This window comes from Rosenbergiella sp. YN46, from assembly GCF_036620675.1.
GTDB lineage: Bacteria > Pseudomonadota > Gammaproteobacteria > Enterobacterales > Enterobacteriaceae > Jejubacter.
In genome coordinates this window covers 262,125-285,480 of record NZ_JAZHEE010000003.1, presented here as the reverse complement: position 1 = coordinate 285,480, position 23,356 = coordinate 262,125, and the positions used below count along the sequence as shown (strand labels likewise).

The window sequence follows — 23,356 nt, the reverse complement described above, 5'->3', positions numbered from 1 at the left end:
GGGCGGAATGAAAGCGTTAACGGCCAGGCAGCAAGAGGTTTTTGATCTCATCAGGGAGCACATTAGCCAGACGGGAATGCCGCCCACTCGCGCGGAAATCGCGCAGCGACTGGGTTTCCGTTCGCCCAATGCCGCTGAAGAGCACCTGAAAGCACTGGCGCGTAAAGGGGTTATCGAGATCGTCTCTGGCGCTTCGCGCGGTATCCGTCTGCTGCATGAAGAAGAAGAGGGGCTGCCGCTGGTTGGGCGCGTTGCAGCAGGCGAGCCGCTGCTGGCCCAGCAGCATATCGAAGGCCACTATCAGGTGGATCCTTCTCTGTTTAAGCCAGGCGCAGACTTTCTGCTACGCGTGAGCGGCATGTCGATGAAGGATATCGGCATTATGGACGGCGACCTGCTGGCGGTGCACAAAACCCAGGAGGCGCGTAACGGTCAGGTTATCGTGGCCCGTATTGAGGATGAAGTTACGGTTAAACGACTGAAGAAACAGGGAAATACCGTACAGTTGCTGCCGGAAAACAGTGAGTTCGAACCTATCGTGGTCGATCTGCGTGAACAGAATTTCACCATTGAAGGGCTGGCCGTCGGGGTGATTCGCAACGGCGAATGGCTCTGATTTTTTAACTGCATCCTCCTGTTGACGCGTCCGCTCCGGGCGCGTCTTTGTTTTACATTCTCCTGACGGCACAACCGGATAATGGCAATGCCCCTTTTCCAGAAAACCGATAAAGCATTATGGCGGCTGGCGCTGCCGATGATTTTTTCCAACGTCACGGTGCCGCTGCTTGGGCTGGTGGACACCGCGGTTATTGGCCATCTCGACTCGCCGGATTATCTGGGCGGCGTGGCGATTGGCGCAACGGCTACCAGCTTTCTGTTTATGCTGCTCCTGTTCCTGCGAATGAGCACTACCGGCTTTGCGGCTCAGGCATGGGGCGCGAAGAATGCGCCGGCCCTGGCCAGAGCGCTGGTGCAGCCGCTGATGCTGGCGCTGATCGCCGGTGCGTTGATTGTGGCGTTACGTATCCCACTTATTGAACTGGCGCTGGCTATTGTCGGCGGCAGCGAACAGGTGTTGCACCAGGCGCAACGCTTTCTGACCATTCGCTGGCTGAGCGCGCCGGCGACGCTGGCTAACCTGGTGCTGCTGGGCTGGCTGCTGGGCGTGCAGTACGCCCGGGCGCCGGTTATTTTGCTGGTGGTGGGAAATTTGCTGAATATCCTGCTGGATCTCTGGTTCGTGGTGGGTCTGCACATGAACGTGCAGGGGGCTGCGCTGGCGACGGTGATTGCTGAATATGCGACGCTGCTTATCGGGCTGATTATGGTATGGCGAGTGCTGCGGCTGCGCGGCATTTCGATGGATATGCTGAAACAGGCCTGGCGTGGAAATATCCGCCGTCTGCTGGCGCTTAATCGCGACATTATGCTGCGTTCGCTGCTGCTTCAGCTCTGCTTTGCCGGTATGACTATCTGCGGCGCGCGCCTCGGCAGTGAGATTGTGGCGATCAACGCGGTGTTGATGACGATGCTGACCTTTACCGCCTATGCGCTGGATGGCTTCGCCTATGCGGTAGAAGCCCATTCCGGGCAGGCCTTTGGTGCGCGCAGCAGCGGTCAGTTACTGAGTGTATGGCGGGCCGCCTGTCGTCAGGCAGGACTGGTGGCGCTGTGCTTCGCCGCAGTCTATGCCCTGGCAGGTCAACAGATCGTGGCGCTGTTGACTTCAATCCCTGAACTTCAGACGCATGCTGATCGCTACCTGTTCTGGCAGGCGGTGCTGCCGCTGGTAGGCGTCTGGTGTTATTTGCTGGACGGCATGTTTGTGGGGGCGACCCGCGGCGCGGAAATGCGTAACAGTATGGCGGTTGCTGCGCTGGGATTTGGGTTGACGCTACTAACGCTGCCGTGGCTGGGCAATCATGGTTTGTGGCTGGCTATGGCGGTATTCCTGGGGCTACGCGGCCTTTCTCTGGGCTGGATCTGGCGTCGTCACTGGCGTAACGATACCTGGTTCAGGGTACCGGGCCATGAGTGAGCCTGCACGGCTATAATGAGTACTGAGTCATGCTGAATCCGACACGGGAGGTAAGCGATGCTCAAAGATGAAATAGAAGGCGGCTGGCGACGCCTGGTAGGCAGGGCCCGTGAAGCCTGGGGAAGAATCACCGACGATGACGGTGCTATCGCCAGCGGTCGTCACGAGCGGCTCATCGGTCGACTTCAGCAGCGCTATGGCTATGCCAGAGCCCAGGCTGAAAAAGAGGTTACCCGATGGGAAAAGCATCATGATTATCACTGGTAGCCAGAGCGCGGGCGAGTTTACCGCCCGCGTTTTTTAACGGCTACGCTATGGTCGTGCTGGCAGGCTTCGCGATTGCGGCAGGCTTCTACTTCGGCGCAGGGCGCGCACAGGCCGTGGGCTTCTATCACATTATGATGCAGGGCAAAACCGTTTCCCGCCGCCAGCTTGTGCATTATTTCCTCAACGCCTTCCGCGCTCTCTTCCCTGACCGATCCGCAGCGATCGCAGATAAACATGGCGGAAGTATGCGTCGGTTCATCGAAGTGATGGCACAGCACGTAGCTGTTGGTGGACTCCACTTTATGCACAAAGCCCTGTTCCAGCAGAAAATCCAGCGCCCGATATACGGTGGGCGGCTTGGCCTGTGGCTCGCTGGCCTTCAGTAGGTCGAGCAGATCGTAAGCGCTGATGGAACCATCCTGCAGCGCCATCAGGCGCAGTACTTCAAGGCGCTGAGGCGTCAGTCGCACGTTGCGCTGTTGGCACAGTTTCTCTGCGCGCGCCAGCACGTCTTGCTGTGTCGTCATAACCATCAGTCAGCCTCTTATTACGGAATATTGTTCGATTTTATCATGAACCCGGTAAAACGCCGACAGCCTGAGCGCTATCGAGGCTCGGAGTGTGATTCAATGCATCCACCTCCGGGGCCTGGGCCACTACCGGCAAAATGGTTAACCAGTTTTATTTCATGATGAAAGGCGATTTTGTCATATATATTTCTGTAAATGCGATCTGTTTTCTTTTGATATATCGCATATTGTTATTTTGGTAGCATTATTTACTGAACCCTCTTTGACCGTATTTGGGCGGCTGACTACCCTGATTTAGGGCATTTTTTATTCACCCGTCATGATTCTTATAAAAGAGGGAAGTAAGAATGTTACAAAAGCATGAGTCTGTCCTGCATCTCACCTGCCTGAGTCAGGTTTCTGTCGCCCAACTGGCGCCCACATTCGCTACGCTGCCTGCCACATCGCACGCTGATGGCAAGTACCGTCTGCGTCGCTACTCCGTCGTTCGCTTTCTGCATGGCGAAGTGGAACCGCTTGATAAGCATGATTTTGTCCAGTCCAGCGACATTAACCGCTTTCAGGGTAATGTGGTACGACGCTTCGAACCGCTGGAGCCTGACACGCTGAAAAGCGACGGTCTGCGCGAGGTTTGCCAGCTGTTTGTGGCAAGCAACGGCCTGCCGGACGGCCAGGAGATAGAGATTCACCAGATGCGCGTGACCGCCATTTACGATGAGACTCAGGTGGCGCCGGAAGGGATTCACCAGGACGGTTTTGATCACATTGCGCTGGTGGCGATCGACCGTGAAAACATCGTCGGTGGTGATGTCATGCTGTACAGCAACAACCATGAAGCGCCGTTCTTTCGTAAAGTGCTGGAAAATGGCGAGGTGGCGATGCTGGCCGATCACCGGCTATGGCATAACGCCAGTCCGATTCGCGCAGTCAGACCCGGCGAGGAGGGGCATATGGATGTTTTTGTTCTTACGGCCAGGGAGAAGCCCAATGAACTTCACGCCTGAAGCAGCGCGCGTACAGTTTGGCGCGCTTTCTTCCCCGGAGGTTTCGCCGCCGCCGGTATTTCTGGACGGCCCTGGCGGCACTCAGGTGCCGGTATCAGTGCTGGAGGCGATGGTGGGTTACCTGGGGCGCAACAATGCCAACCTGGGGGGCCACTATTTCTCCAGCCGTAAAACGGAAGCCCTGGTACGCCGCGCCCGGGAATCGGTACAGGCGTTGCTGAATGCGCCCAGTCCGGACAATATCGTGTTTGGTGCCAGCATGACGGCGCTGACCTTCCACCTTAGCCGCATTATCAGCCGGGACTGGCAGCCTGGCGATGAGGTTGTTGTGACCGCGCTGGATCACTATGCCAATGTCTCCAGCTGGCAGCAGGCGGCGGACGATCGTCAGGCGGTTGTTCGCCAGGCGCCGGTTAGCGTTCCGGAATGCACGCTGGACGTGGAGCAAATTTGCGCCCTGATAGGGCCTTCCACCCGGCTGGTGGCGGTAAGCCTGGCTTCCAATACCACTGGCACTATTGTTGATGTGCGGCGTATCGTAGAGGCAGCGCATAAAGTCGGGGCTATGGTGTATGTGGATGCCGTGCATTATGCGCCCCATCGCCTGCCAGATGTGCAGGCGTTGGGCTGCGACTTTCTGGTCTGTTCCGCCTATAAATTTTGCGGCCCGCACGTTGGTATGGCATATATTGCCCCGCGCTGGTTACAGGCGCTGCGGCCTTATAAGGTGGCGCCAGCGACCGATATTGGCCCCGGGCGTTTTGAAACCGGCACACTGAGCTTTGAAGGGCTGGCAGGCGTGGCGGCCGCTATCGAGTATCTGGCCCAGTGGGGAACGGAAGCGGCGCCGTTGCGCCAGCGTCTGCAGGAAAGCTATGCCTGCTATCAGCGTCATGAACAGGCGCTGAGCGAATATTTTCTGGCGCGTCTCCAGGCGGTAAACGGCGTACGTCTGTACGGTATTAACCGTGCCGATGCCCGGCTCAGAACGCCAACTTTCGCGCTGACCTTTGAAGGGCGGTCGCCAGAACGGATCGCCAGAGGCTTAGGGGATGCAAACATCTGTGTGGGTAACGGTCACTTTTATGCTCAGGGGCTTATTCGGCAACTGGGGTTGATGGATCGCGGCGGCGTGGTGCGTATTGGTCTGATGCATTACAACACCCGCAGCGATATCGACAGCCTGTTCGAAACGCTGCTGCGGGTGGTTCATCAGACGTAAACAAAACGTACCGGGTACATGCAATGGCTTAATTTATGTACCTGGTACATTTATTTTGGTGATTTAGCATCAGGGATAAAATGTTCACTTTCATTGAGCCACAGGGCTTCAGTAAGTGGCGTCAGCCAACGTTTGTCTGGTGATGAGCTTAGGGTTTTTCAGGGCGTCTTGAGCGACCGTCAGGTTAAAGCAGCAGGATTTCGCTATGGCCGTTTGGAGATGTTATGAACGGGGGAAAGCGCCGGGGAACGAGCTGCCGCCAGCCGGTGGTGGTTCAGGTACACGGACAGGAGAACCCACTGATTGTCCATCAGCTTAGGGCTATCTGATTATGGGAGGCTCCTCTGCGGAATGCTCTATGTTATAGTGAGCATCGATCCTTCCCTGTCGCTATTGGGGAAGCCGCTACATCAAACACGCCATAAAGCTTAGAGATGCGCCAGAATCCAGAATCGCAAAACGCACTGCAAACCGGCTCCGCCGCTATCGCCTTTCCCCCGCATCGTTTTTCCGTCGCCCCTATGCTGGACTGGACGGACAGACACTGCCGTTATTTTCTGCGCCAACTGTCACGCCATGCCTTGCTCTATACCGAAATGGTGACTACCGGCGCCATTATTCACGGTAAAGGCGACTACCTGGCCTATAGCGACGAGGAACACCCGGTGGCGCTACAGTTGGGCGGTAGCGATCCCCAACAGCTGGCGCACTGCGCCCGTCTGGCGCAAGAGCGCGGCTACGACGAGGTGAATCTGAACGTGGGCTGTCCGTCGGATCGCGTACAGAACGGGCGCTTTGGCGCCTGCCTGATGGCTGAAGCGCAACTGGTGGCGGACTGCGTAAAAGCGATGCGCGACGTGGTTTCCATTCCGGTAACGGTAAAGACCCGTATCGGCATCGATGACCTGGACAGCTATGCGTTCCTGTGCGACTTCGTCGGTACCGTGGCTGAGCAGGGCGGCTGCGATACCTTTATTATCCATGCCCGCAAAGCCTGGCTTTCTGGCCTTAGCCCGAAAGAGAATCGCGAGATTCCGCCGCTGGACTATCCGCGGGTGTATCAGCTTAAGCGCGACTTCCCGCAGTTGACGATGTCGATCAATGGCGGCATTAAGTCCCTGGAAGAGGCGCAAGCCCACTTACAGCACATGGACGGCGTGATGGTGGGGCGCGAAGCGTACCAGAATCCGGGCATTATGGCGGCGGTGGATCGGGTGATTTTCGGCGCCAGCGGGCCGGATGCCGATCCGGTGGCGACTGTGCGTGCCATGTATCCCTATATTGAGCAGGAACTGAGCCGCGGCACTTACCTGGGCCATATTACCCGCCATATGCTGGGGCTGTTCCAGGGCGTGCCGGGTGCGCGCCAGTGGCGACGCCATCTGAGCGAAAACGCTCATAAGCCCGGCGCCGGTATCCAGGTGGTGGAGCAGGCGCTGGCGAAAGTCGTCAGGGAGCGTTAATTTCTGCGCCACTTAATGGTGAATTTCACTAAGCCCGAGGCTACACCGCGGGCGTTTCTTTTATTTTTCAATGTATTATTTCTGGCACGATTCTTGTAATGCTCCAGGAGTCTGTAATAAGGAGTAAACCATGCTGGAACTGATTTTTGTCCTGGGATTCTTTTTTATGCTGCTGCTGACGGGAATCTCCCTGCTGGGGATCGTCTGCGCGCTATTCGTTGCCACTCTGCTGATGTTTGCCGGCGGCCTGTTCGCCCTGATGATTAAAGTGCTGCCCTGGCTGCTGCTGGCCGTGGCGGTGGTCTGGGTTATCCGCGCCTTTAAAGAGAAAAAATCATACAATCGTGATGAGATTATCTTCGGGCAGCCGCGTTCGTATCGCCGTGCCCGCCGCCGTTACACCCGGTAATGGGGTATCGATCACAGACTGGCAGATTTTTGTCGGCTTTGTGAAGCTGTCCCGGGACTTGGTTCAGAGATCTGTTATTCTGTGCCCCGAATTCATCGCCTGTACCCTACATCCAGGCGAACGATAAAAAAGAATGGGCTTCCCTCGGGAAGCCCAAATTCTTTATAAACTCACTGATTTTCTTACGGAATTAACAGGCTCGAACCCTGAGTGGTGCGGCTTTCCAGTACCTTATGGGCCTGGGCTGCTTCGCTTAGCGCAAAGATTTGTTGCGGCTGCACGTCGACCTTAATCACGCCGCTGGCGATCAGCGAGAACAGCTCGCTGCTGGCCTCATCCAGCTCGGCCTGGTTGGTGATATAGCCGAACAGGGAAGGGCGGGTGACATAGAGCGATCCTTTTTGATTCAATATTCCCAGATTCACGCCGGTGACCGGGCCGGAAGCGTTGCCGAAGCTGACCATCAACCCGCGTCGTTGCAGGCAGTCCAGAGACGCCTCCCAGGTCGATTTACCTACCGAGTCATACACCACCGCCACTTTATTGCCATTGGTTAGCGCGTGCACTCGCTCAGCGATATCCTCTTCCCGATAGTTAATGGTGCGCCAGGCGCCGGCCTGCTGCGCTTTTGCCGCCTTTTCCGCCGAGCCGACCGTCCCGATGAGCCGGGCGCCCAGCGCTTTCGCCCACTGACAGGCGATGGTTCCTACGCCGCCCGCCGCCGCATGAAACAGAAAAGGCTCGTCTGGCTTCACCTCATAGGTTTTGCGCAGCAGATAAAAGACGGTCAGTCCTTTCAGGAAAGAAGCCGCCGCCTGTTCAAAGCTAATGGCGTCAGGCAGGCGCGCCACTTTATCGGCAATAACGTTATGTACTGAGCTGTAGGCGCCCAGGGCCGACTGGGCATAGACTACCCGATCGCCCTCTTTCAGATGACGGACGCCGGAACCGACTTTGCTGACGATACCGGCGGCTTCGGTGCCCAGTCCGCTGGGTAGCGATGGCGGTGGATAAAGCCCGCTGCGCACGTAAGTGTCGATATAGTTGATGCCAACGGCCTTATTTTCGACCTGGACTTCGTTATCAGCCGGATCTTTGGGGGTAAAGTCGACCGCTTTCAGTACCTCCGGTCCGCCGTGTTCGGTGAATTCAATTCGCGTTGCCATGTGATCTCCTTTTGGGTCGAGGTTAGGCTATGTCCCGAACCCCTCATGGCGCTGGCGCTATGGGACACAGCCCGGATTAAAGGGTATACTTCCCCGTCTCTCTACAGATACCTGAGCATTTAAGTCACTATGGCAGGAAATACCCCCTTCAACAAACCCTCCGAAAGCCGCGAGCCGCGCGATCGGGAGGTCGATGCGCTGAAAGTGCCGCCCCATTCGTCGGAAGCTGAGCAGTCGGTGTTGGGTGGCTTGATGCTGGATAATGAGCGCTGGGACGACGTGGCCGAGCGCGTGGTGAGTGAAGACTTCTATACCCGTCAGCATCGCCTGATCTTCACCGAAATGCACCGTCTGCAAGAGCAGGGGCAGCCTATTGATCTGATTACGCTTTCCGAGTCACTGGAGCGCCAGGGGCAACTGGAAAGCGTGGGCGGATTCGCCTATCTGGCAGAGCTGTCGAAAAATACCCCCAGCGCGGCCAATATCAGCGCCTACGCTGATATTGTGCGTGAGCGGGCGGTGGTGCGCGAGATGATCTCCGTCGCCAACGAGATTGCCGATGCCGGTTACGATCCTCAGGGGCGCACCAGCGAGGATCTGCTCGACCTGGCGGAATCGCGGGTTTTCCAGATTGCTGAAAACCGCGCCAATAAAGATGAAGGCCCGAAGGGGATCGATCAGATTCTGGAAGCCACCGTCTCCCGTATCGAAACCCTGTATCAGCAGCCCCATGACGGGGTGACGGGAATTGATACCGGCTATCAGGATCTGAATAAAAAAACCGCTGGCTTACAGCGTTCCGATCTGATTATCGTGGCGGCGCGTCCCTCTATGGGGAAAACCACGTTCGCCATGAACCTGTGTGAAAACGCCGCGATGTTGCAGGATCAGCCGGTGCTGATTTTCTCGCTGGAGATGCCTGCCGAACAGATTATGATGCGTATGCTGGCTTCCCTTTCGCGAGTGGATCAGACCCGTATTCGTACCGGCCAGCTTGACGACGAAGACTGGGCGCGTATTTCGGGCACCATGGGCATACTGCTCGAAAAGAAAAACATGTATATCGACGACTCGTCAGGCCTGACGCCGACCGAAGTGCGCTCCCGCGCGCGCCGTATTTATCGCGAGCACGGCGGGCTTAGTATGATTATGGTCGACTACCTGCAGCTGATGCGCGTGCCGTCGCTTTCCGATAACCGTACCCTGGAGATCGCCGAAATCTCCCGCTCCCTGAAGGCGCTGGCTAAGGAGCTTCAGGTGCCGGTGGTAGCGCTTTCCCAGCTTAACCGCTCTCTGGAGCAGCGCGCCGATAAGCGCCCGGTCAACTCCGACCTGCGTGAATCCGGCTCAATTGAACAGGATGCCGATCTTATCATGTTTATCTACCGTGATGAGGTCTACCACGAAAACAGCGACCTCAAAGGCATTGCGGAGATCATTATCGGTAAGCAGCGTAACGGCCCTATCGGGACGGTGCGCCTGACCTTTAATGGTCAGTGGTCGCGGTTTGATAACTATGCCGGGCCGCAATACGACGACGAATAATTATTTGGCTATTTATTTGCGATTTTGGGATTGGGCAGTGCTCGCCATCCTCACGTACTTCAGTACGCTCCGGTGGCTGCGCGCTGGCCGTACCCAAACCCGCTGCACCAATAACGCCAAATGGCTAATCGAAACAGAATTAAGGAATGAACATGCAAGCGGCAACCGTGGTCATTAACCGCCGCGCCCTGCGACACAATCTACAACGCCTGCGCGGGCTGGCGCCGAACAGCCGTCTGGTGGCGGTGGTAAAGGCCAACGCATACGGCCATGGCCTGCTGGAAACGGCCCACACGCTGAACGATGCCGACGCCTTCGGCGTGGCAAGACTGGAAGAGGCGCTGCGCCTGCGGGAAGGGGGCATTCGCCAGCCGATTCTGCTACTGGAAGGCTTTTTTTCTCCGGATGACCTGCCGTTGCTGGCGCAGTATCAGCTTATGACGTCGGTTCACAGCGAAGAGCAGCTGGCGGCCCTGGAACAGGCGCAGTTGAGCTCGCCGGTGACGGTCTGGATGAAGCTTGATACCGGTATGCATCGGCTCGGGGTTCGTCCGGAGCAGGCGGAAGCTTTCTGGCAACGACTTTCACGCTGCCGCAATGTGCGTCAGCCGGTCAATATTATCAGTCATTTCGCCCGGGCTGATGAGCTGGAATCCGATGCTACGCCACGTCAGCTCGATATTTTTAATAGCTTCAGCGCCGGTAAACCGGGGCTGCGTTCGATTGCCGCTTCCGGCGGTCTGCTGTTCTGGCCCGAATCGCACTTCGACTGGGTGCGCCCCGGTATTATCCTGTACGGCGTTTCGCCGCTGGAAGAGCACCCCTGGGGTGCCGAGCTGGGATTCGAACCGGCAATGTCGTTAACCTCGTCCCTGATTGCGGTTCGCGATCATAAAGCGGGTGAGCCGGTGGGCTATGGCGGTAGTTGGGTCAGCGAACGAGATACGCGACTGGGGGTGGTGGCTATGGGCTATGGCGATGGCTATCCACGCTGCGCCCCCTCTGGCACGCCGGTGCTGGTGAATGGCGAAGAGCGGCCCATTGTTGGCCGGGTGGCGATGGATATGATTTGCGTTGACCTTGGGCCTGAAACCCGGGCTCGTGCTGGCGATTCGGTGGTGCTATGGGGGGAAGGCCTGCCCGTCGAACGCATTGCAGAAATAACAAAAGTTAGCGCTTACGAACTTATCACGCGCCTGACGCCGCGGCTTCTGCTTCAATATATCGACTGACTCACCGACAGGGTCGCCGGTATGCTGGCCGGTGCCTGTTTCCCCTGGCGGGTGTTTTAACGAATCCATAACCTGCCCCTCGATCTCCCTGCGCTTCCGGTTTATTGTGTTACTTATGCCCCGGCCTGGCATTACAGGCCGGGACTGCCTCACAACAGCCCATAACTATCAGGAGAATCCGGCGTGTTTCAGAATGTCGACGCCTACGCAGGCGATCCTATCCTTTCGCTCGTGGAGCGCTTTCGGGAAGATCCCCGCAGCGATAAAGTTAACCTCAGCATCGGCTTTTACTATAACGAAGAGGGGATCGTTCCCCGGTTTCCGGCCGTGGCCGAAGCCGAAGCACGCCTGAGCGCCGCGCCGCACGGTGCTTCGCTCTATCTGCCAATGGAAGGGCTGGGGGATTATCGCAGCGCTATCGGGCCATTGCTGTTCGGTGCGGACAGCCCGCTGCTGGCGGCGGGAAACATCGCTACCATCCAGACCCTGGGGGGATCGGGCGCACTGAAGGTGGGTGCTGACTTCCTGAAACGCTACTTCCCTGATTCCAACGTTTGGGTCAGCGACCCGACCTGGGAAAACCACGTAGCAATATTCGAGGGGGCTGGATTCGAAGTAAACACTTACCCCTGGTTTGATGATGAAACCAAAGGCGTGCGCTATGAAGCCTTGCTTGAAGCGCTGAGCAGCCTGCCGACGCGCAGTATTGTGCTGCTGCATCCCTGCTGCCATAACCCTACCGGCTCGGATCTGACCAATGTACAGTGGGATGGCGTCGTAGAGGTGCTGAAGGCCCGGGAACTGATTCCGTTTCTGGACATTGCCTATCAGGGCTTTGGCGGCGGTATGGAACAGGACGCTTACGCGATTCGCGCCATTGCCGACGCCGGATTGCCTGCGCTGGTCAGCAACTCGTTTTCCAAAACCTTTTCGCTTTACGGCGAGCGGGTCGGCGGACTGTCGGTGGTCTGTGAAGACAGCGATGCCGCCGCCCGGGTATTTGGGCAGTTAAAAGCGACGGTGCGCCGTATTTATTCCAGCCCGCCGGAGCATGGCGCCCGCCTTGTCGCCACGGTGCTTAACGATCCTGAGCTGAAAGCGAGCTGGCTGGCGGATGTTGAAGCGATGCGTAAGCGTATTATCGAGATGCGCCAGGCGCTGGTGGATGTTATGGATAAGGCGTTGCCGGGGCGCGATTTCGGCTATCTGCTGCGCCAGCGCGGCATGTTCAGCTACACCGGCTTCAGCCCGCAGCAGGTGGAGCGTCTGCGCGAAGAGTTCGGCGTTTATCTGATAGCCAGCGGTCGTATGTGCGTGGCCGGGTTGAATAGCCGGAACGTTACGCAGGTGGCGCAGGCCTTTGCTGCCGTGATGTGAATACTTACTTACCGCAAAGGTGCTGTCGCGTGGAGAATACGACGGCGCCTCCCTTTGCTGGTTATCGGCTGGCCCGGAAATCTTCAGCGTCGGGTTTTACCTTTTTCCGGTCTGATACACACTTAAAGAGATTCATTTGCCGTACGGAGCCGTTTATGTGGTACCAACAAACTCTGATCCTGAGCGCGAAGCCGCGCGGTTTTCACCTGGTGACCGATGAGTTGCTGGGGCAAATGCGCGAGCTGGCCGATATCCAGATTGGGTTACTGCATCTGCTGCTCCAGCATACCTCCGCTTCCCTGACGCTGAACGAGAATTGCGATCCCACCGTGCGGCAGGATATGGAGCAGCACTTCCTGCGGGCGGTGCCGGATAATGCCCGCTATCTGCATGACTATGAAGGGCCGGACGATATGCCTGCCCATATTAAATCGTCGCTGCTGGGTGCCTCGCTGACGCTGCCGGTACGCCATGGCCGCGTGGAACTGGGACGCTGGCAGGGGATCTGGCTGGGAGAGCACCGGATTCACGGCGGTTCCCGGCGAATCGTTGCGACGCTACAGGGGGAATAAAACGATGACCAGTTCGGAGTTGTTGCAGTATTGCATGGCGAAAGCCGGAGCGCGGCAAAGCGTCCACAGCGACTGGAAAGCCACCCAGATTAAAGTCGCGGACGTGCTGTTCGCCATGGTACAGGAGGTGGACGGGCGCCCGGCGGTATCGCTGAAAACCAGCCCGGCGCTTGCGGAGTTGCTGCGCCAGCAGCATCAGGATCTGTTCCCTACGCCGCACCTCAATCCGGCGCTGTGGAGCACGCTGTTCCTGGACGGATCGCTTCCGGAGTCGCGCATCTACTATCTGGTGGATGATTCGTATCAGCAGGCGCTGGATGTGTTGCCGGAAGAGAGCCGCCGGACGCTGATGGGGGGATGATGGAATACGGCGCCTTCCCCGCCAGGAAAAGCGCCGTCCGGGCTATTTCTGTTCCAGCATCGGCTTCAGGAAGCGCGCGGTGTGGGATGCTTCGCATTCCGCTACCGTTTCTGGCGTGCCGGAAACCAGAATCTCGCCGCCGCCGCTGCCCCCTTCCGGGCCCAGATCGACAATCCAGTCTGCGGTCTTAATCACATCCAGGTTATGTTCGATAACCACAATGGTATTGCCCTGATCGCGGAGCTGGTGCAGTACCTCCAGCAGTTGCTGGATATCGGCAAAGTGCAGACCCGTGGTCGGCTCGTCCAGGATATAAAGCGTCTGACCGGTACCGCGCTTCGACAGTTCTCGCGCCAGCTTCACGCGCTGGGCTTCGCCGCCGGAAAGCGTGGTGGCCGACTGGCCCAGCCGGATGTAGGAAAGCCCGACATCCATCAGGGTCTGGAGTTTACGCGCCAGCGCGGGTACGGCGTCGAAAAATTCGCGAGCCTCTTCAATGGTCATATCCAGAACTTCGTGGATATTCTTGCCCTTGTACTTAATTTCCAGAGTCTCGCGGTTATAGCGCTTGCCCTTACACTGGTCACAGGCTACGTAAACATCCGGCAGGAAGTGCATTTCGACTTTAATCACGCCGTCGCCCTGGCAGGCTTCACAGCGACCGCCGCGTACGTTAAAGCTGAAACGGCCCGGCGTGTAGCCACGCGAGCGGGACTCCGGCACGCCGGCGAACAGTTCGCGCACCGGTGTAAATACGCCGGTATAAGTGGCGGGGTTGGAGCGAGGCGTACGGCCGATGGGGCTCTGGTCGATATCGATCACTTTATCGAAATGTTCCAGACCCTGGATGTCGCGGTAAGGCGCCGGTTCGCCGCTGGTGGCGCCGTTCAACTGGTTCTGGGCGATGGGAAACAGCGTATCGTTAATTAGCGTCGATTTTCCTGAGCCGGATACCCCGGTAATACAGGTAAACAGCCCTACCGGTAGGGTCAGGGTGACATCCTTCAGGTTGTTGCCGCGAGCACCGCTTAGCTTCAGCACTTTTTCCGGATCGGCAGGCACGCGCTTTTTCGGCACCGCTATCTGGCGCTTGCCGCTCATATACTGGCCGGTTAGTGATTCCGGAACCGCCATAATGGCATCTAACGAACCTTCCGCCACCACCTGGCCGCCGTGAACTCCGGCGCCTGGGCCAATATCGATAATATGATCGGCGGCGCGGATGGCGTCTTCGTCATGCTCCACCACAATCACGGTGTTACCAAGGTTTCGCAGGTGGATCAGGGTGCCCAGCAGCCGTTCGTTATCGCGCTGGTGCAGGCCGATGGAAGGTTCATCCAGCACGTACATCACGCCGACCAGACCGGCGCCAATCTGGCTTGCCAGACGAATACGCTGGGCTTCGCCGCCAGAGAGGGTTTCCGCGGAGCGGGAAAGGGTCAGATAATTCAGGCCGACATTCACCAGGAATTTCAGGCGATCGCCAATCTCTTTTAGTACCTTTTCCGCGATTTTCGCCCGTTGTCCGGCAAGCTTCAGGTTAGCGAAAAAGTCCATGGCGTGACCGATGCTCATATCAGAGATAGTCGGCAGCGTGGTGTTTTCCACAAACACGTGGCGTGCTTCACGCCGCAAACGAGTGCCATGGCAGCTGGTGCAGGGGCGGTTGCTGATATATTTGGCCAGCTCTTCGCGCACCGCATTGGATTCGGTCTCTTTATAGCGGCGTTCCATATTGTGCAGTACCCCTTCGAAGGAGTGACGACGCACCGAAGTATCACCGCGGTCATTCACGTATTTAAATTCGATGGACTCCTTACCGGAGCCGTAGAGCACCACATTGCGCACCTTATCGCTCAGGCTTTCCCAGGGAGCCTCTACGTCGAATTTATAATGCTCCGCCAGTGAGCGCAGCATCTGAAAGTAGTAGAAATTGCGTCGATCCCAACCGCGAATTGCACCGCCGGCCAGCGACAGCTCGCCATTCTGCACGACCCTGGCGGGGTCGAAATACTGTTGAACGCCCAGGCCGTCGCAGGTAGGGCAGGCGCCGGCCGGGTTGTTAAAAGAAAAGAGGCGCGGCTCCAGTTCGCTCATACTGTAGCCGCAGACAGGGCAGGCGAAGTTTGCAGAAAACAGCAGCTCTTCGGCTTTGGGATCGTCCATATCGGCGACTATGGCGCTGCCGCCGGAAAGCTCCAGCGCTGTTTCAAATGATTCCGCCAGACGCTGAGCCAGATCTTCGCGCACCTTAAAACGATCCACCACCACTTCGATGGTGTGCTTTTTCTGTAGCTCCAGCTTAGGGGGATCTGACAGATCGCAGACTTCGCCATCGATACGGGCGCGGATATAGCCCTGGCTTGCCAGATTTTCCAGGGTTTTGACGTGCTCGCCCTTACGCTCTTTGATGATCGGCGCCAGCAGCATCAGGCGCTTGCCTTCCGGCTGGCTCAGCATATTGTCCACCATCTGGCTCACGGTCTGAGCCGCCAGCGGTACGTCGTGATCCGGGCAGCGAGGTTCGCCTACGCGGGCGAACAGCAGTCGCAGATAGTCGTGGATTTCAGTAATGGTGCCCACGGTGGAGCGCGGGTTGTGAGAGGTCGACTTCTGCTCAATCGAGATAGCCGGGGAGAGCCCTTCGATATGATCGACGTCCGGTTTTTCCATCAGTGACAGAAACTGACGCGCATAGGCGGAGAGGGACTCAACATAGCGGCGCTGGCCCTCCGCGTACAGGGTGTCAAACGCCAGTGAGGATTTCCCGGAACCCGACAGGCCGGTCACGACGATCAACTTGTCTCGGGGGATTACCAGATTGATATTCTTAAGATTATGGGTGCGGACACCCCTGACTTCTATCTTGTCCATTTAGCTTTCCCGGATACTAACTCGCTGCCAGAAACGGCTAATTATGACACAATTAATCCTGAATGGATATCCAGTATTCCTCTGTAACAAATGAATCGACTGTAACTATAATGGAACGATGGCCACAGCTATAAACTCTAACAGTGGCGTGATAGAATCGCGGGTTTACACTATCAGGAAACCTTCTCAGGAGACTCGAACATGGCCAGCAGAGGCGTAAACAAGGTTATTCTCGTCGGTAATCTGGGCCAGGACCCGGAAGTGCGCTATATGCCAAATGGCGGGGCCGTGGCTAACCTGCGGCTGGCGACTTCTGAATCCTGGCGCGATAAGCAGACCGGTGAGATGAAAGAAGTGACTGAATGGCACTCCGTCGTGCTGTTCGGCAAACTGGCGGAAGTGGCGGGTGAATACCTGCGTAAAGGTTCTCAGGTTTATATCGAAGGCCAGCTGCGCACCCGTAAATGGCAGGGGCAGGATGGTCAGGATCGTTACACTACCGAAGTGGTGGTTAACGTGGGCGGTTCCATGCAGATGCTGGGCGGTCGCCAGGGCGGCGGCGGCGGTGGCATGGGTGGTGGCCAGCAGCAGGGTGGTGGTTGGGGCCAGCCCCAGCAGCCTCAGGGCGGCAACCAGTTCAGCGGCGGCGGTCAGCAGCAGGCTCAGTCTCGTCCTCAGCAGCAGAATAGCGCTCCGGCGCCGTCTAACGAACCACCGATGGATTTCGACGACGATATTCCGTTCTGATCGAGCAGGTCAGAATCCGCATCTCAGATGCACCGAGAAAAGCCCCGTATGACGGGGCTTTTTTGTTGGGAGATATACGCAGTTTGTGCAATCCCCTCCTGACGCTCATATAGCGTCTTTATCATCGGCTACTCATGGCCAGCCGCGCGGCGAAAGCTATAAAGACGCCGCCAGTAGCGCGATCCATCCATTTCACCACCGTTGGGCGGGTAAAGATCGCTGAAGCATAGCGGGTGGTAAAAATCAGCGTGAGGGACCAGAGGGTACCTATTATCACGTGGATGGTCACCAGCAGGAAGGTCCAGGCAACCGGTGAGTGACCTGTGGGAATAAATTGCGGCAAAAACGAGGCGTAAAAGACGCCCATCTTGGGATTTAACACGTTGCCGAGCATTCCACGCAGAAACCAGTTACCGGATGACGGGCCATTTGTCAGGCTGGGGTTAAAGCTATGACGGGGTTTAAAGATGAGCTGTATTCCCAGCCAGCACAGCCAGGCGGCACCACACCATTTTAGCAGGTTGTAGGCCAGTTCCGACGCGGCAAGCAGAGCACCTAAACCAAAGGCGACCAGCGCTCCCCAAATAAAACATCCGGTGTCGATGCCTATGGCGGCCTGGAAAGCTTTCTTCCCACCTTCGATGGTGGCGGTTCGAAGGATAAGTGCGGTATCGAGTCCGGGGGTGAGAGTCAGGAGCAATGCGGCGAACGAAAAGGCGAACAGGGAATCAGCGACGGCCATTTTTACCTCCGAAAGCGTGCATGCTACGGTAAGATGCGGTTACTGACAATTGAAGTATTTTCAGGCCGCATGAGCAACCTTGTGGTTTCAGCATTTTTGTTTCAGATATTGAAAGGTGTTCTTTTTCATTACTACCGTCTGTGTAGTTGGCAGCTATGGTTGCCACGCATGGAAGGATTTATCTGAGTGGCTTGCTGGGTTTTTTGAATGTGTCTGGCGACGTTATGTTTTTATATAAAAAGAATTTAAAGAGACCTGAAAAATAATAACATTCGGATAAATTATGACTTAGTTGCAGAAAGTGTATGGGTAATTTTTATTTAATATTTTATGATTTAAAATCAAGCTCATGCTTCTTTTTATGTATCTTGAATGCAATAAATAAATTGCTATTTCCTTAATAGGTGATAGGATTTATCTGCATAAATTGTCGTATTCCTTAATTTATTTATCATTTATTTAACAGTTGAGTAAAAATACAGAAATAAACATCCTCGTCTGCTGTTATCCTCCGCTCCGTTGAACGATCCGGGTTGAGGGTTTCTGGCTTGTTCTTTTATGACAGCGCTCTTCGCTGGCCAAATAGTATGTATCTTGTTTGTTATTCTTTTCCCTCTGGAGTAGAAACCTGGTGGCAGATATCAATGCCGGACAGCTCAGTAGAAGCCCCAATCGGCGTTTGTTCGTTGATTCAAAGCAGATAGCGATCGCGGTGACGTTGATCGTTTTTATGCTGGCGGCTATTTTATTTAGCTACATCTCATACCGACGTCAGATTTCGGTGGCAGAGACGGTGGCGAATGAATTCTCGCGGGTGATTGAGAGCGATCTGCACTATAACGAAAACTTTTCAGATGCGGTTTCGGTACTTTATCTGAGGCTGAAAAGCAGTCGCTATCCGTTGGGTAAGGTTGGGCATGAATATGATAAGCAGCACCGCATCTATGGAATCAATCTGTTTGCTAACCAGACCAATAGCGCCTTTATGGGCACGCTGCAATCGGATGAGCCTCTGACGACCGATAAGCTGCTGCTGGCCCGGGCCGTGGATCTCGCTATGCGTATCGAGAGCCGCAAGTCCCACTATAGCCACATCAGTCGACGATATTTCCTGTCTAAACGGGACGATTTTATCTACATCACCAGTAAGGTACCGCTAACCGAGTACGTGTTTAAGACCCGCAGAGGCCGGGGGTACGGGTTGTTCAGTCATATTGAAACCCGGGGCTATCTCTATCAGAAACTGCATGACGATCCGGAAGCTCGCTTCGGCGAGCTTTCCCCTGTTTACCTCGATTCGCTCTCCGGCGATCCGGTGATTACGGTGCAGCACGTGGTGTTCGACCAGAGTCAGGGTATGAAGGACAAGGTGCTGGGCTCGCTCTGCTTCGACTATCTGCAGGAAGATCTGGCGGCGATTGCCCGTAGTCTGGGGATCAATCAGCAGGATGATTTCCTGAATATTTATCTGCAGGATAAAGAAAGCCGCACCGAATTGGGCGTGCTGGGGGTCGATAACCGGGGCAAGAAGGTGCGTTCAGCCATTAATGAACGCTATGAGGTGATCGTCTCGATCGATCCGCTTCGCTACTATCTGGCGCCCACCGGACGCGGCGATGTATGGATCCTGGCGCTACTATCGCTCTGCTTCCTTGGATTGGGACTTATCTACGACCGTATTCTGCGTGCCCAGCGCCACGATTCACTGACCGATCCGCTTACCGGACTTTATAATCGGGCGTGGCTGAAAAAATACGACACCCGGCGCGTGCTTCGGGCCAGCACAATAGTCATGCTCGATTGCAACGACTTTAAAGCCATTAACGATACCTGGGGACACCAGATGGGGGATATGGCGCTGAAGCATGTGGCGAAGTCGATAGCTCATCGCATTCAGCCGGGTCGTGATTACGCAGTGCGTATGGGGGGCGATGAATTTCTGATTATTTTCAGTCAGAGTGGAACTGATTCGGTAGAAGCCTGTATGCGACGTATTACTCATGATATCGGTCTGTTCAGCGCCGAAGTGCCGTTTTCCGCCAGCTACGGAATTTGCGAACTGACACCGGGCATGAGCCTGAGTGAAGCGATGTCCCTGGCGGATAGCCGGATGTACCGAATTAAGAAGCGCGCGAAAAATCGATAACGCCTTTCGGGTGCCTGATTGCCAGTGCATCATCCACGCTGGCGGATACGATCCGTCCGATTTGATGTCATCCGCACTTTCCAGACTGCGTCGTCGGCTATTTTCCGTCAAAATTACATTAAACGCGACGCGAATCACAAAACAATGAAGGGCCTGATGAGCATGCCGCAGCGCAGCATGGTCGGGTGGTGTTTCCCCTATGACATCAGTCTGTTACATATCGTATCAATACCGGTTTGTGATCTTGTATGTTTAAGCAGGCTTTTCTGCTTGTGTTACGCTTAAGGCAAAATAAACAAGGGAGTTGAGATGGAACTCTTGGATCAACAGTGGAGGCCTGGTCAGTGAAGAAAAAAACGTTATTCACGTTGCTGCTGGTCGTGATTGTGATTGCGCTGGCGGTGCTGTTCAGGGCACAGAATCAGGATTTGTTGCTACAGGGTGAAGTGGATGCGCCGGAGGTCATTGTGACCTCGAAAGCGAAGGGGCGCGTGGTTGAGCGTCTGGTAGAGCGAGGCGATGACGTGAAGGCCGGGCAACTGTTGATGAAGCTGGACGCTCCGGAAGTTATCGCCCAACTGCGGGCCGCCGAGGCGGCTCGCGATCAGGCGCAGGCCCAGCTCGAACAGTCGATGAACGGCACCCGTGAAGAGGATATCCGCAACCTGAAAGCGGCGCTGGCCGAGGCCGAATCGGATTACCGTAATGCCCAGGCGACCCTCAATCGTAACCAGAAGGTGGCGGCGCAGGGATATATTTCTGCACAGGATCTTCAGAACTTGCGCAATAGTCGGGATACAGCGTGGCAGAAAGTTCAGGCGGCGAAAGCCAACCTGGATGAAGGTATTCACGGTGACCGTATCGAGCAACGTGCCGCCTATGCCGCGCAGCTGCGTCAGGCGGAACAGGAACTGCTGGAAGTGAAAGCGCAGGCGGACGATTTGAACGTAACGGCGCCGGTCGATGGCGAAGTGGGGCCGATTCCGTCAGAGGTGGGCGAATTGCTGAACGCCTCCAGTCCGCTGCTGACTCTGGTGCGCCAGCCTCAGGCCTATTTTGTCTTCAACCTGCGTGAAGATATCCTGGCTCATGTGCGCAAGGGCGACAAGGTGAAGCTGCGGGTTCCGGCACTGGATAACCAGATTATCGAGGCTGAGGTGCACTATATCGCGCCGCTGGGTGATTACTCCACCAAGCGTGCCACCCGCGCTACCGGCGATTTCGATCTGAAAACCTTTGAGGTGCGCCTGAGGCCGACTCAACCGGTTCAGGGGCTGCGACAGGGGATGAGTACACTATGGCAATGGAAGGTTTAAGGACGGGCTGGCGCTGCTTCAGCCTTGCCTTCCGCCGTGAGATTCGCGCCGCCTTTCGTAAACCGGTTTTCCACTGGCTGGGCTGGATCTTTCCGCTACTGCTGTTCGGGCTTATCGGCAGCAACTTTTCGGAAGGCACACTGCTGGAATTGCCGGTGTCGGTGGTGGACAACGACCACAGCAACCTGTCGCGTGAGCTAATTCGCAAGCTGGACGCCGGCTCCCACGCCCGTATTACGCAGCATTCCGGGGGACTGGAAGAGGCCCAGAGCCGGTTGCGCAAGGCGCTGGATTACGGAATGCTTTATATTCCGAAGGATTTTGAAGCGGATGCGCTGGCGGGCCGCCAGCCCCAGGTGGTGCTGTACTACAATGCGCTGTTTTACGGCGCCGGGCTCTATTCCACCCAGGATTTTAGTGGGTTGATGTCCGATCTTAACGGCAACTATCGGTCGATTATCGCGGCCAGTATCGGTAAGCCGTTACCCGCTCTGGCGCAGGTTTCACTCTCTTACGATAGTCTGTTTAACGCCAGCGGCAGCTATGTTTACTATCAGCAGTTCGCCGCCACTATTCACCTGCTGCAGCTGTTTGTCGTCACCTGTATGATTTACGTGCTGGCGCGCAGTAAGCCGCTGATCTATTCCAGCTCTTTCAGTATGTCGCTGCTGGGAAAACTGGCGCCTTACACGCTGTGCTATACCGCACTTTTGATGACTGAGCTGGCGTTGCTGGTGTGGATTTTCGACGCCCGGGTGGTGGGCAACCCCATCTATATGCTGTTTGTTGGTTTTTTCTACGTCATGGCGGCCCAAAGCCTGGGAATTCTGCTGTTTACCTTTACCGGTAGCGCCATCACGGCCTACACCCTGATGGGGATTATGGTCAGTATCGCGCTGACGTTTTCCGGTACCGTGGTGCCGGAACTGTCGATGTCGCTGCCGGCGCAGATTATCTCGAACCTGGAGCCGCTGACTCATGCGCTGTACGCCATGTTCGACATCTTCCTGCGTCAGGTGCCGGTGCGCCCGGTATTTAGCGTTTGCGCGCTGTTGTTCGTTTACCCGCTGGTAGCCGGGCTACTGGTGCGTCGTCGTCTTCCTGCTCGTTTGCGTAAGCAGGAGGTGGTGCTGTGAAAGCGTACTGGGCCACCTTCTGTAAGGTGCTGATGGGGCTTCTGGAACGGCCGATGTGGATGATGCTGCTAATCTCGCTGTGCGTGATGAGTACGGTCTACGCCCACCGCACCGTCTGGGATCTGCCGGTGGCGGTTGTCGATCAGGATCACAGTCACGCCAGCCGTTTGATGATTCGCAACCTGGATGCCACCGCCAAAGTCAGAATGGTGGGCTACGACAATCTGGATAAAGCAATTCACGATCTGGGTTGGCGCAAGCTGTTCGCCGTCATCATTATGCCAACCGATCTGGAACAAAAGATTCTGTCAGGTAAGGCAGTTACCGTGCCGGTGTACGGCGATGCGACCAACCGCCTTGCAAACGGTCAGATCCAGCAGGATGTACAGTCGGCCTACCAGGAGATGCTGAACCATTACGATCAGGCGCTGCTGCTACGCAGCGGATTTAGCGAGCGCCAGGCGCAGATTGTGATGACACCTATTGTGGGGCAGCTTCGGGATCTGTTTAACCCGGGCATCAGCTTCGCGGCCATCGTTTTTCCCGGGCTGCTGGTGATGCTGCTTCAGCACTCGCTGATGATTGCCAGCGTGCGGGTCAGTATTGTGCTGAATGCCCAGGGGAAGCCGCCGCTACCGGTGTACCTGGGGGGGTTATCGGCGCTGTTGCCTATCTGGCTGTTTCTTTCCATTGTGCTGTTTGTGCTCTGGCCCTGGGTGTTGGGCTATCGTCAGACCGCAGCGATACCCGAGATTTTGCTGCTTACCTTCCCGTTCCTGCTGGCGGTGCTGGGGCTGGGCAAGTTTCTGACCGAATGCCTGCGCAGCGTGGAGATGATCTACCTGACCCTGTCGTTTATCACCATGCCGGTGTTTTATCTGTCGGGAACCATCTGGCCGTTGCAGGCGATGCCGGACTGGGTACGGGGCATCTCCTTTATGATTCCCTCAACCTGGGCGACCAAGGCGATAGCCGGGGTCAACCAGATGGGGCTTTCCTGGCAGAGCGCCCTGAATGATGTGGCAATGCTGCTGCTGCTGGGGGCATTTTATACGCTGCTGGGAGTGATCATTGGGCTATTGCGGGACAGAGTCAGGCTGCGCACTCTGCTTAAACGCTAAAAAGGCTCCCCAGGGGGAGCCTTCAGGTTGATGACAAAGGAGGGAAAAAACGTGGTTTTTCCCTCCTTTGTGGTTATCAGCCGAAAAT

The 23,356-nt window shown here is 56.3% G+C and carries 21 protein-coding genes; 17 read left to right on the top strand and 4 right to left on the bottom strand.

Translation table 11 applies throughout. The features are described 5' to 3' along the window. Positions 1-7: 7 nt before the first annotated feature. The 3 genes from lexA to V3W49_RS04665 all read left to right on the top strand — a co-directional run bounded on the left by lexA (position 8) and on the right by V3W49_RS04665 (position 2,305). Positions 8-616, top strand: a complete 609-nt coding sequence (lexA, locus tag V3W49_RS04675) for a transcriptional repressor LexA (protein ID WP_500143980.1) — start codon at positions 8-10, stop codon at positions 614-616. Between the two features lie 87 nt (positions 617-703). Next, the gene (dinF, locus tag V3W49_RS04670; protein ID WP_500144022.1) at positions 704-2,038 is read left to right on the top strand and encodes an MATE family efflux transporter DinF; all 1,335 of its coding nucleotides are present in this window, start codon (positions 704-706) and stop codon (positions 2,036-2,038) included. Between the two features lie 57 nt (positions 2,039-2,095). Beyond that, the gene (locus V3W49_RS04665) at positions 2,096-2,305 is read left to right on the top strand and encodes a CsbD family protein (RefSeq protein ID WP_500143979.1); all 210 of its coding nucleotides are present in this window, start codon (positions 2,096-2,098) and stop codon (positions 2,303-2,305) included. 17 nt (positions 2,306-2,322) lie between these two features. On the opposite strand, the gene zur is transcribed toward V3W49_RS04665, so the two are convergent. Further along, a complete protein-coding gene (gene zur, locus V3W49_RS04660) occupies positions 2,323-2,838 on the bottom strand; it encodes a zinc uptake transcriptional repressor Zur (protein WP_500143978.1) in 516 nt (171 codons plus the stop codon). A 344-nt stretch (positions 2,839-3,182) separates the two neighbouring features. On the opposite strand from zur, the gene V3W49_RS04655 reads away from it, so the two are divergent. The 4 genes from V3W49_RS04655 (at position 3,183) to pspG (ending at position 6,933) form a co-directional block, all read left to right on the top strand. Then, complete coding sequence (locus V3W49_RS04655; protein ID WP_500143977.1) at positions 3,183-3,839, top strand: 2OG-Fe dioxygenase family protein; 657 nt, start codon at positions 3,183-3,185, stop codon at positions 3,837-3,839. Then, a complete protein-coding gene (locus tag V3W49_RS04650; protein ID WP_500143976.1) occupies positions 3,823-5,061 on the top strand; it encodes a cysteine desulfurase-like protein in 1,239 nt (412 codons plus the stop codon). Before V3W49_RS04655 ends, V3W49_RS04650 begins: the two co-directional genes overlap by 17 nt. 434 nt (positions 5,062-5,495) lie before the next feature. Beyond that, positions 5,496-6,524, top strand: coding sequence for a tRNA dihydrouridine(20/20a) synthase DusA (dusA, locus tag V3W49_RS04645; RefSeq protein ID WP_500143975.1), 1,029 nt, complete (start codon positions 5,496-5,498; stop codon positions 6,522-6,524). 130 nt (positions 6,525-6,654) lie between these two features. Next, positions 6,655-6,933 carry an envelope stress response protein PspG gene (gene pspG, locus V3W49_RS04640; RefSeq protein ID WP_500143973.1) on the top strand — a complete coding sequence of 93 codons (279 nt, stop codon included), beginning with the start codon at positions 6,655-6,657 and terminating at the stop codon, positions 6,931-6,933. 182 nt (positions 6,934-7,115) lie between these two features. Here pspG and V3W49_RS04635 read toward each other — a convergent pair whose 3' ends face one another. After that, positions 7,116-8,099 (bottom strand): quinone oxidoreductase, encoded by a 984-nt coding sequence (locus V3W49_RS04635; RefSeq protein ID WP_500143972.1) that lies wholly within the window; start codon positions 8,097-8,099, stop codon positions 7,116-7,118. Between the two features lie 129 nt (positions 8,100-8,228). On the opposite strand from V3W49_RS04635, the gene dnaB reads away from it, so the two are divergent. The 5 genes from dnaB to V3W49_RS04610 all read left to right on the top strand — a co-directional run bounded on the left by dnaB (position 8,229) and on the right by V3W49_RS04610 (position 13,186). Continuing rightward, positions 8,229-9,644: a replicative DNA helicase gene (dnaB, locus tag V3W49_RS04630; RefSeq protein ID WP_500143971.1), complete on the top strand. Its 1,416-nt coding sequence runs from the start codon at positions 8,229-8,231 to the stop codon at positions 9,642-9,644. Positions 9,645-9,796: 152 nt separating this feature from the next. Next, on the top strand, positions 9,797-10,876 hold the full coding sequence (gene alr / locus V3W49_RS04625) for an alanine racemase (RefSeq protein WP_500143970.1): 1,080 nt from the start codon (positions 9,797-9,799) through the stop codon (positions 10,874-10,876). A 183-nt stretch (positions 10,877-11,059) separates the two neighbouring features. Next, positions 11,060-12,253: an amino acid aminotransferase gene (locus V3W49_RS04620; protein ID WP_500143968.1), complete on the top strand. Its 1,194-nt coding sequence runs from the start codon at positions 11,060-11,062 to the stop codon at positions 12,251-12,253. A 155-nt stretch (positions 12,254-12,408) separates the two neighbouring features. Beyond that, positions 12,409-12,825 carry a secondary thiamine-phosphate synthase enzyme YjbQ gene (locus tag V3W49_RS04615; RefSeq protein ID WP_500143967.1) on the top strand — a complete coding sequence of 139 codons (417 nt, stop codon included), beginning with the start codon at positions 12,409-12,411 and terminating at the stop codon, positions 12,823-12,825. A gap of 4 nt (positions 12,826-12,829) precedes the next feature. After that, positions 12,830-13,186, top strand: a complete 357-nt coding sequence (locus V3W49_RS04610; RefSeq protein WP_500143966.1) for an MmcQ/YjbR family DNA-binding protein — start codon at positions 12,830-12,832, stop codon at positions 13,184-13,186. A 42-nt stretch (positions 13,187-13,228) separates the two neighbouring features. On the opposite strand, the gene uvrA is transcribed toward V3W49_RS04610, so the two are convergent. Further along, positions 13,229-16,060, bottom strand: coding sequence for an excinuclease ABC subunit UvrA (uvrA, locus tag V3W49_RS04605; RefSeq protein ID WP_500143965.1), 2,832 nt, complete (start codon positions 16,058-16,060; stop codon positions 13,229-13,231). Between the two features lie 201 nt (positions 16,061-16,261). Here uvrA and ssb1 point away from each other — a divergent pair, with 201 nt between their 5' ends. Beyond that, complete coding sequence (gene ssb1, locus V3W49_RS04600; protein ID WP_500143963.1) at positions 16,262-16,807, top strand: single-stranded DNA-binding protein SSB1; 546 nt, start codon at positions 16,262-16,264, stop codon at positions 16,805-16,807. Positions 16,808-16,928: 121 nt separating this feature from the next. Here ssb1 and V3W49_RS04595 read toward each other — a convergent pair whose 3' ends face one another. Next, a complete protein-coding gene (locus V3W49_RS04595; protein WP_500143962.1) occupies positions 16,929-17,549 on the bottom strand; it encodes a LysE family translocator in 621 nt (206 codons plus the stop codon). Between the two features lie 631 nt (positions 17,550-18,180). Between V3W49_RS04595 and V3W49_RS04590 the strand changes: the two genes are divergently transcribed. The 4 genes from V3W49_RS04590 (at position 18,181) to V3W49_RS04575 (ending at position 23,268) form a co-directional block, all read left to right on the top strand. Further along, positions 18,181-19,695, top strand: coding sequence for a diguanylate cyclase domain-containing protein (locus V3W49_RS04590; protein ID WP_500143960.1), 1,515 nt, complete (start codon positions 18,181-18,183; stop codon positions 19,693-19,695). Positions 19,696-20,039: 344 nt separating this feature from the next. Then, positions 20,040-21,011, top strand: coding sequence for an HlyD family secretion protein (locus V3W49_RS04585; RefSeq protein WP_500143958.1), 972 nt, complete (start codon positions 20,040-20,042; stop codon positions 21,009-21,011). Further along, positions 20,993-22,147 (top strand): ABC transporter permease, encoded by a 1,155-nt coding sequence (locus tag V3W49_RS04580; protein WP_500143957.1) that lies wholly within the window; start codon positions 20,993-20,995, stop codon positions 22,145-22,147. The genes V3W49_RS04585 and V3W49_RS04580 overlap by 19 nt, the downstream gene beginning before the upstream one ends. After that, on the top strand, positions 22,144-23,268 hold the full coding sequence (locus V3W49_RS04575) for an ABC transporter permease (RefSeq protein WP_500143955.1): 1,125 nt from the start codon (positions 22,144-22,146) through the stop codon (positions 23,266-23,268). Before V3W49_RS04580 ends, V3W49_RS04575 begins: the two co-directional genes overlap by 4 nt. Positions 23,269-23,356 lie beyond the last annotated feature (88 nt).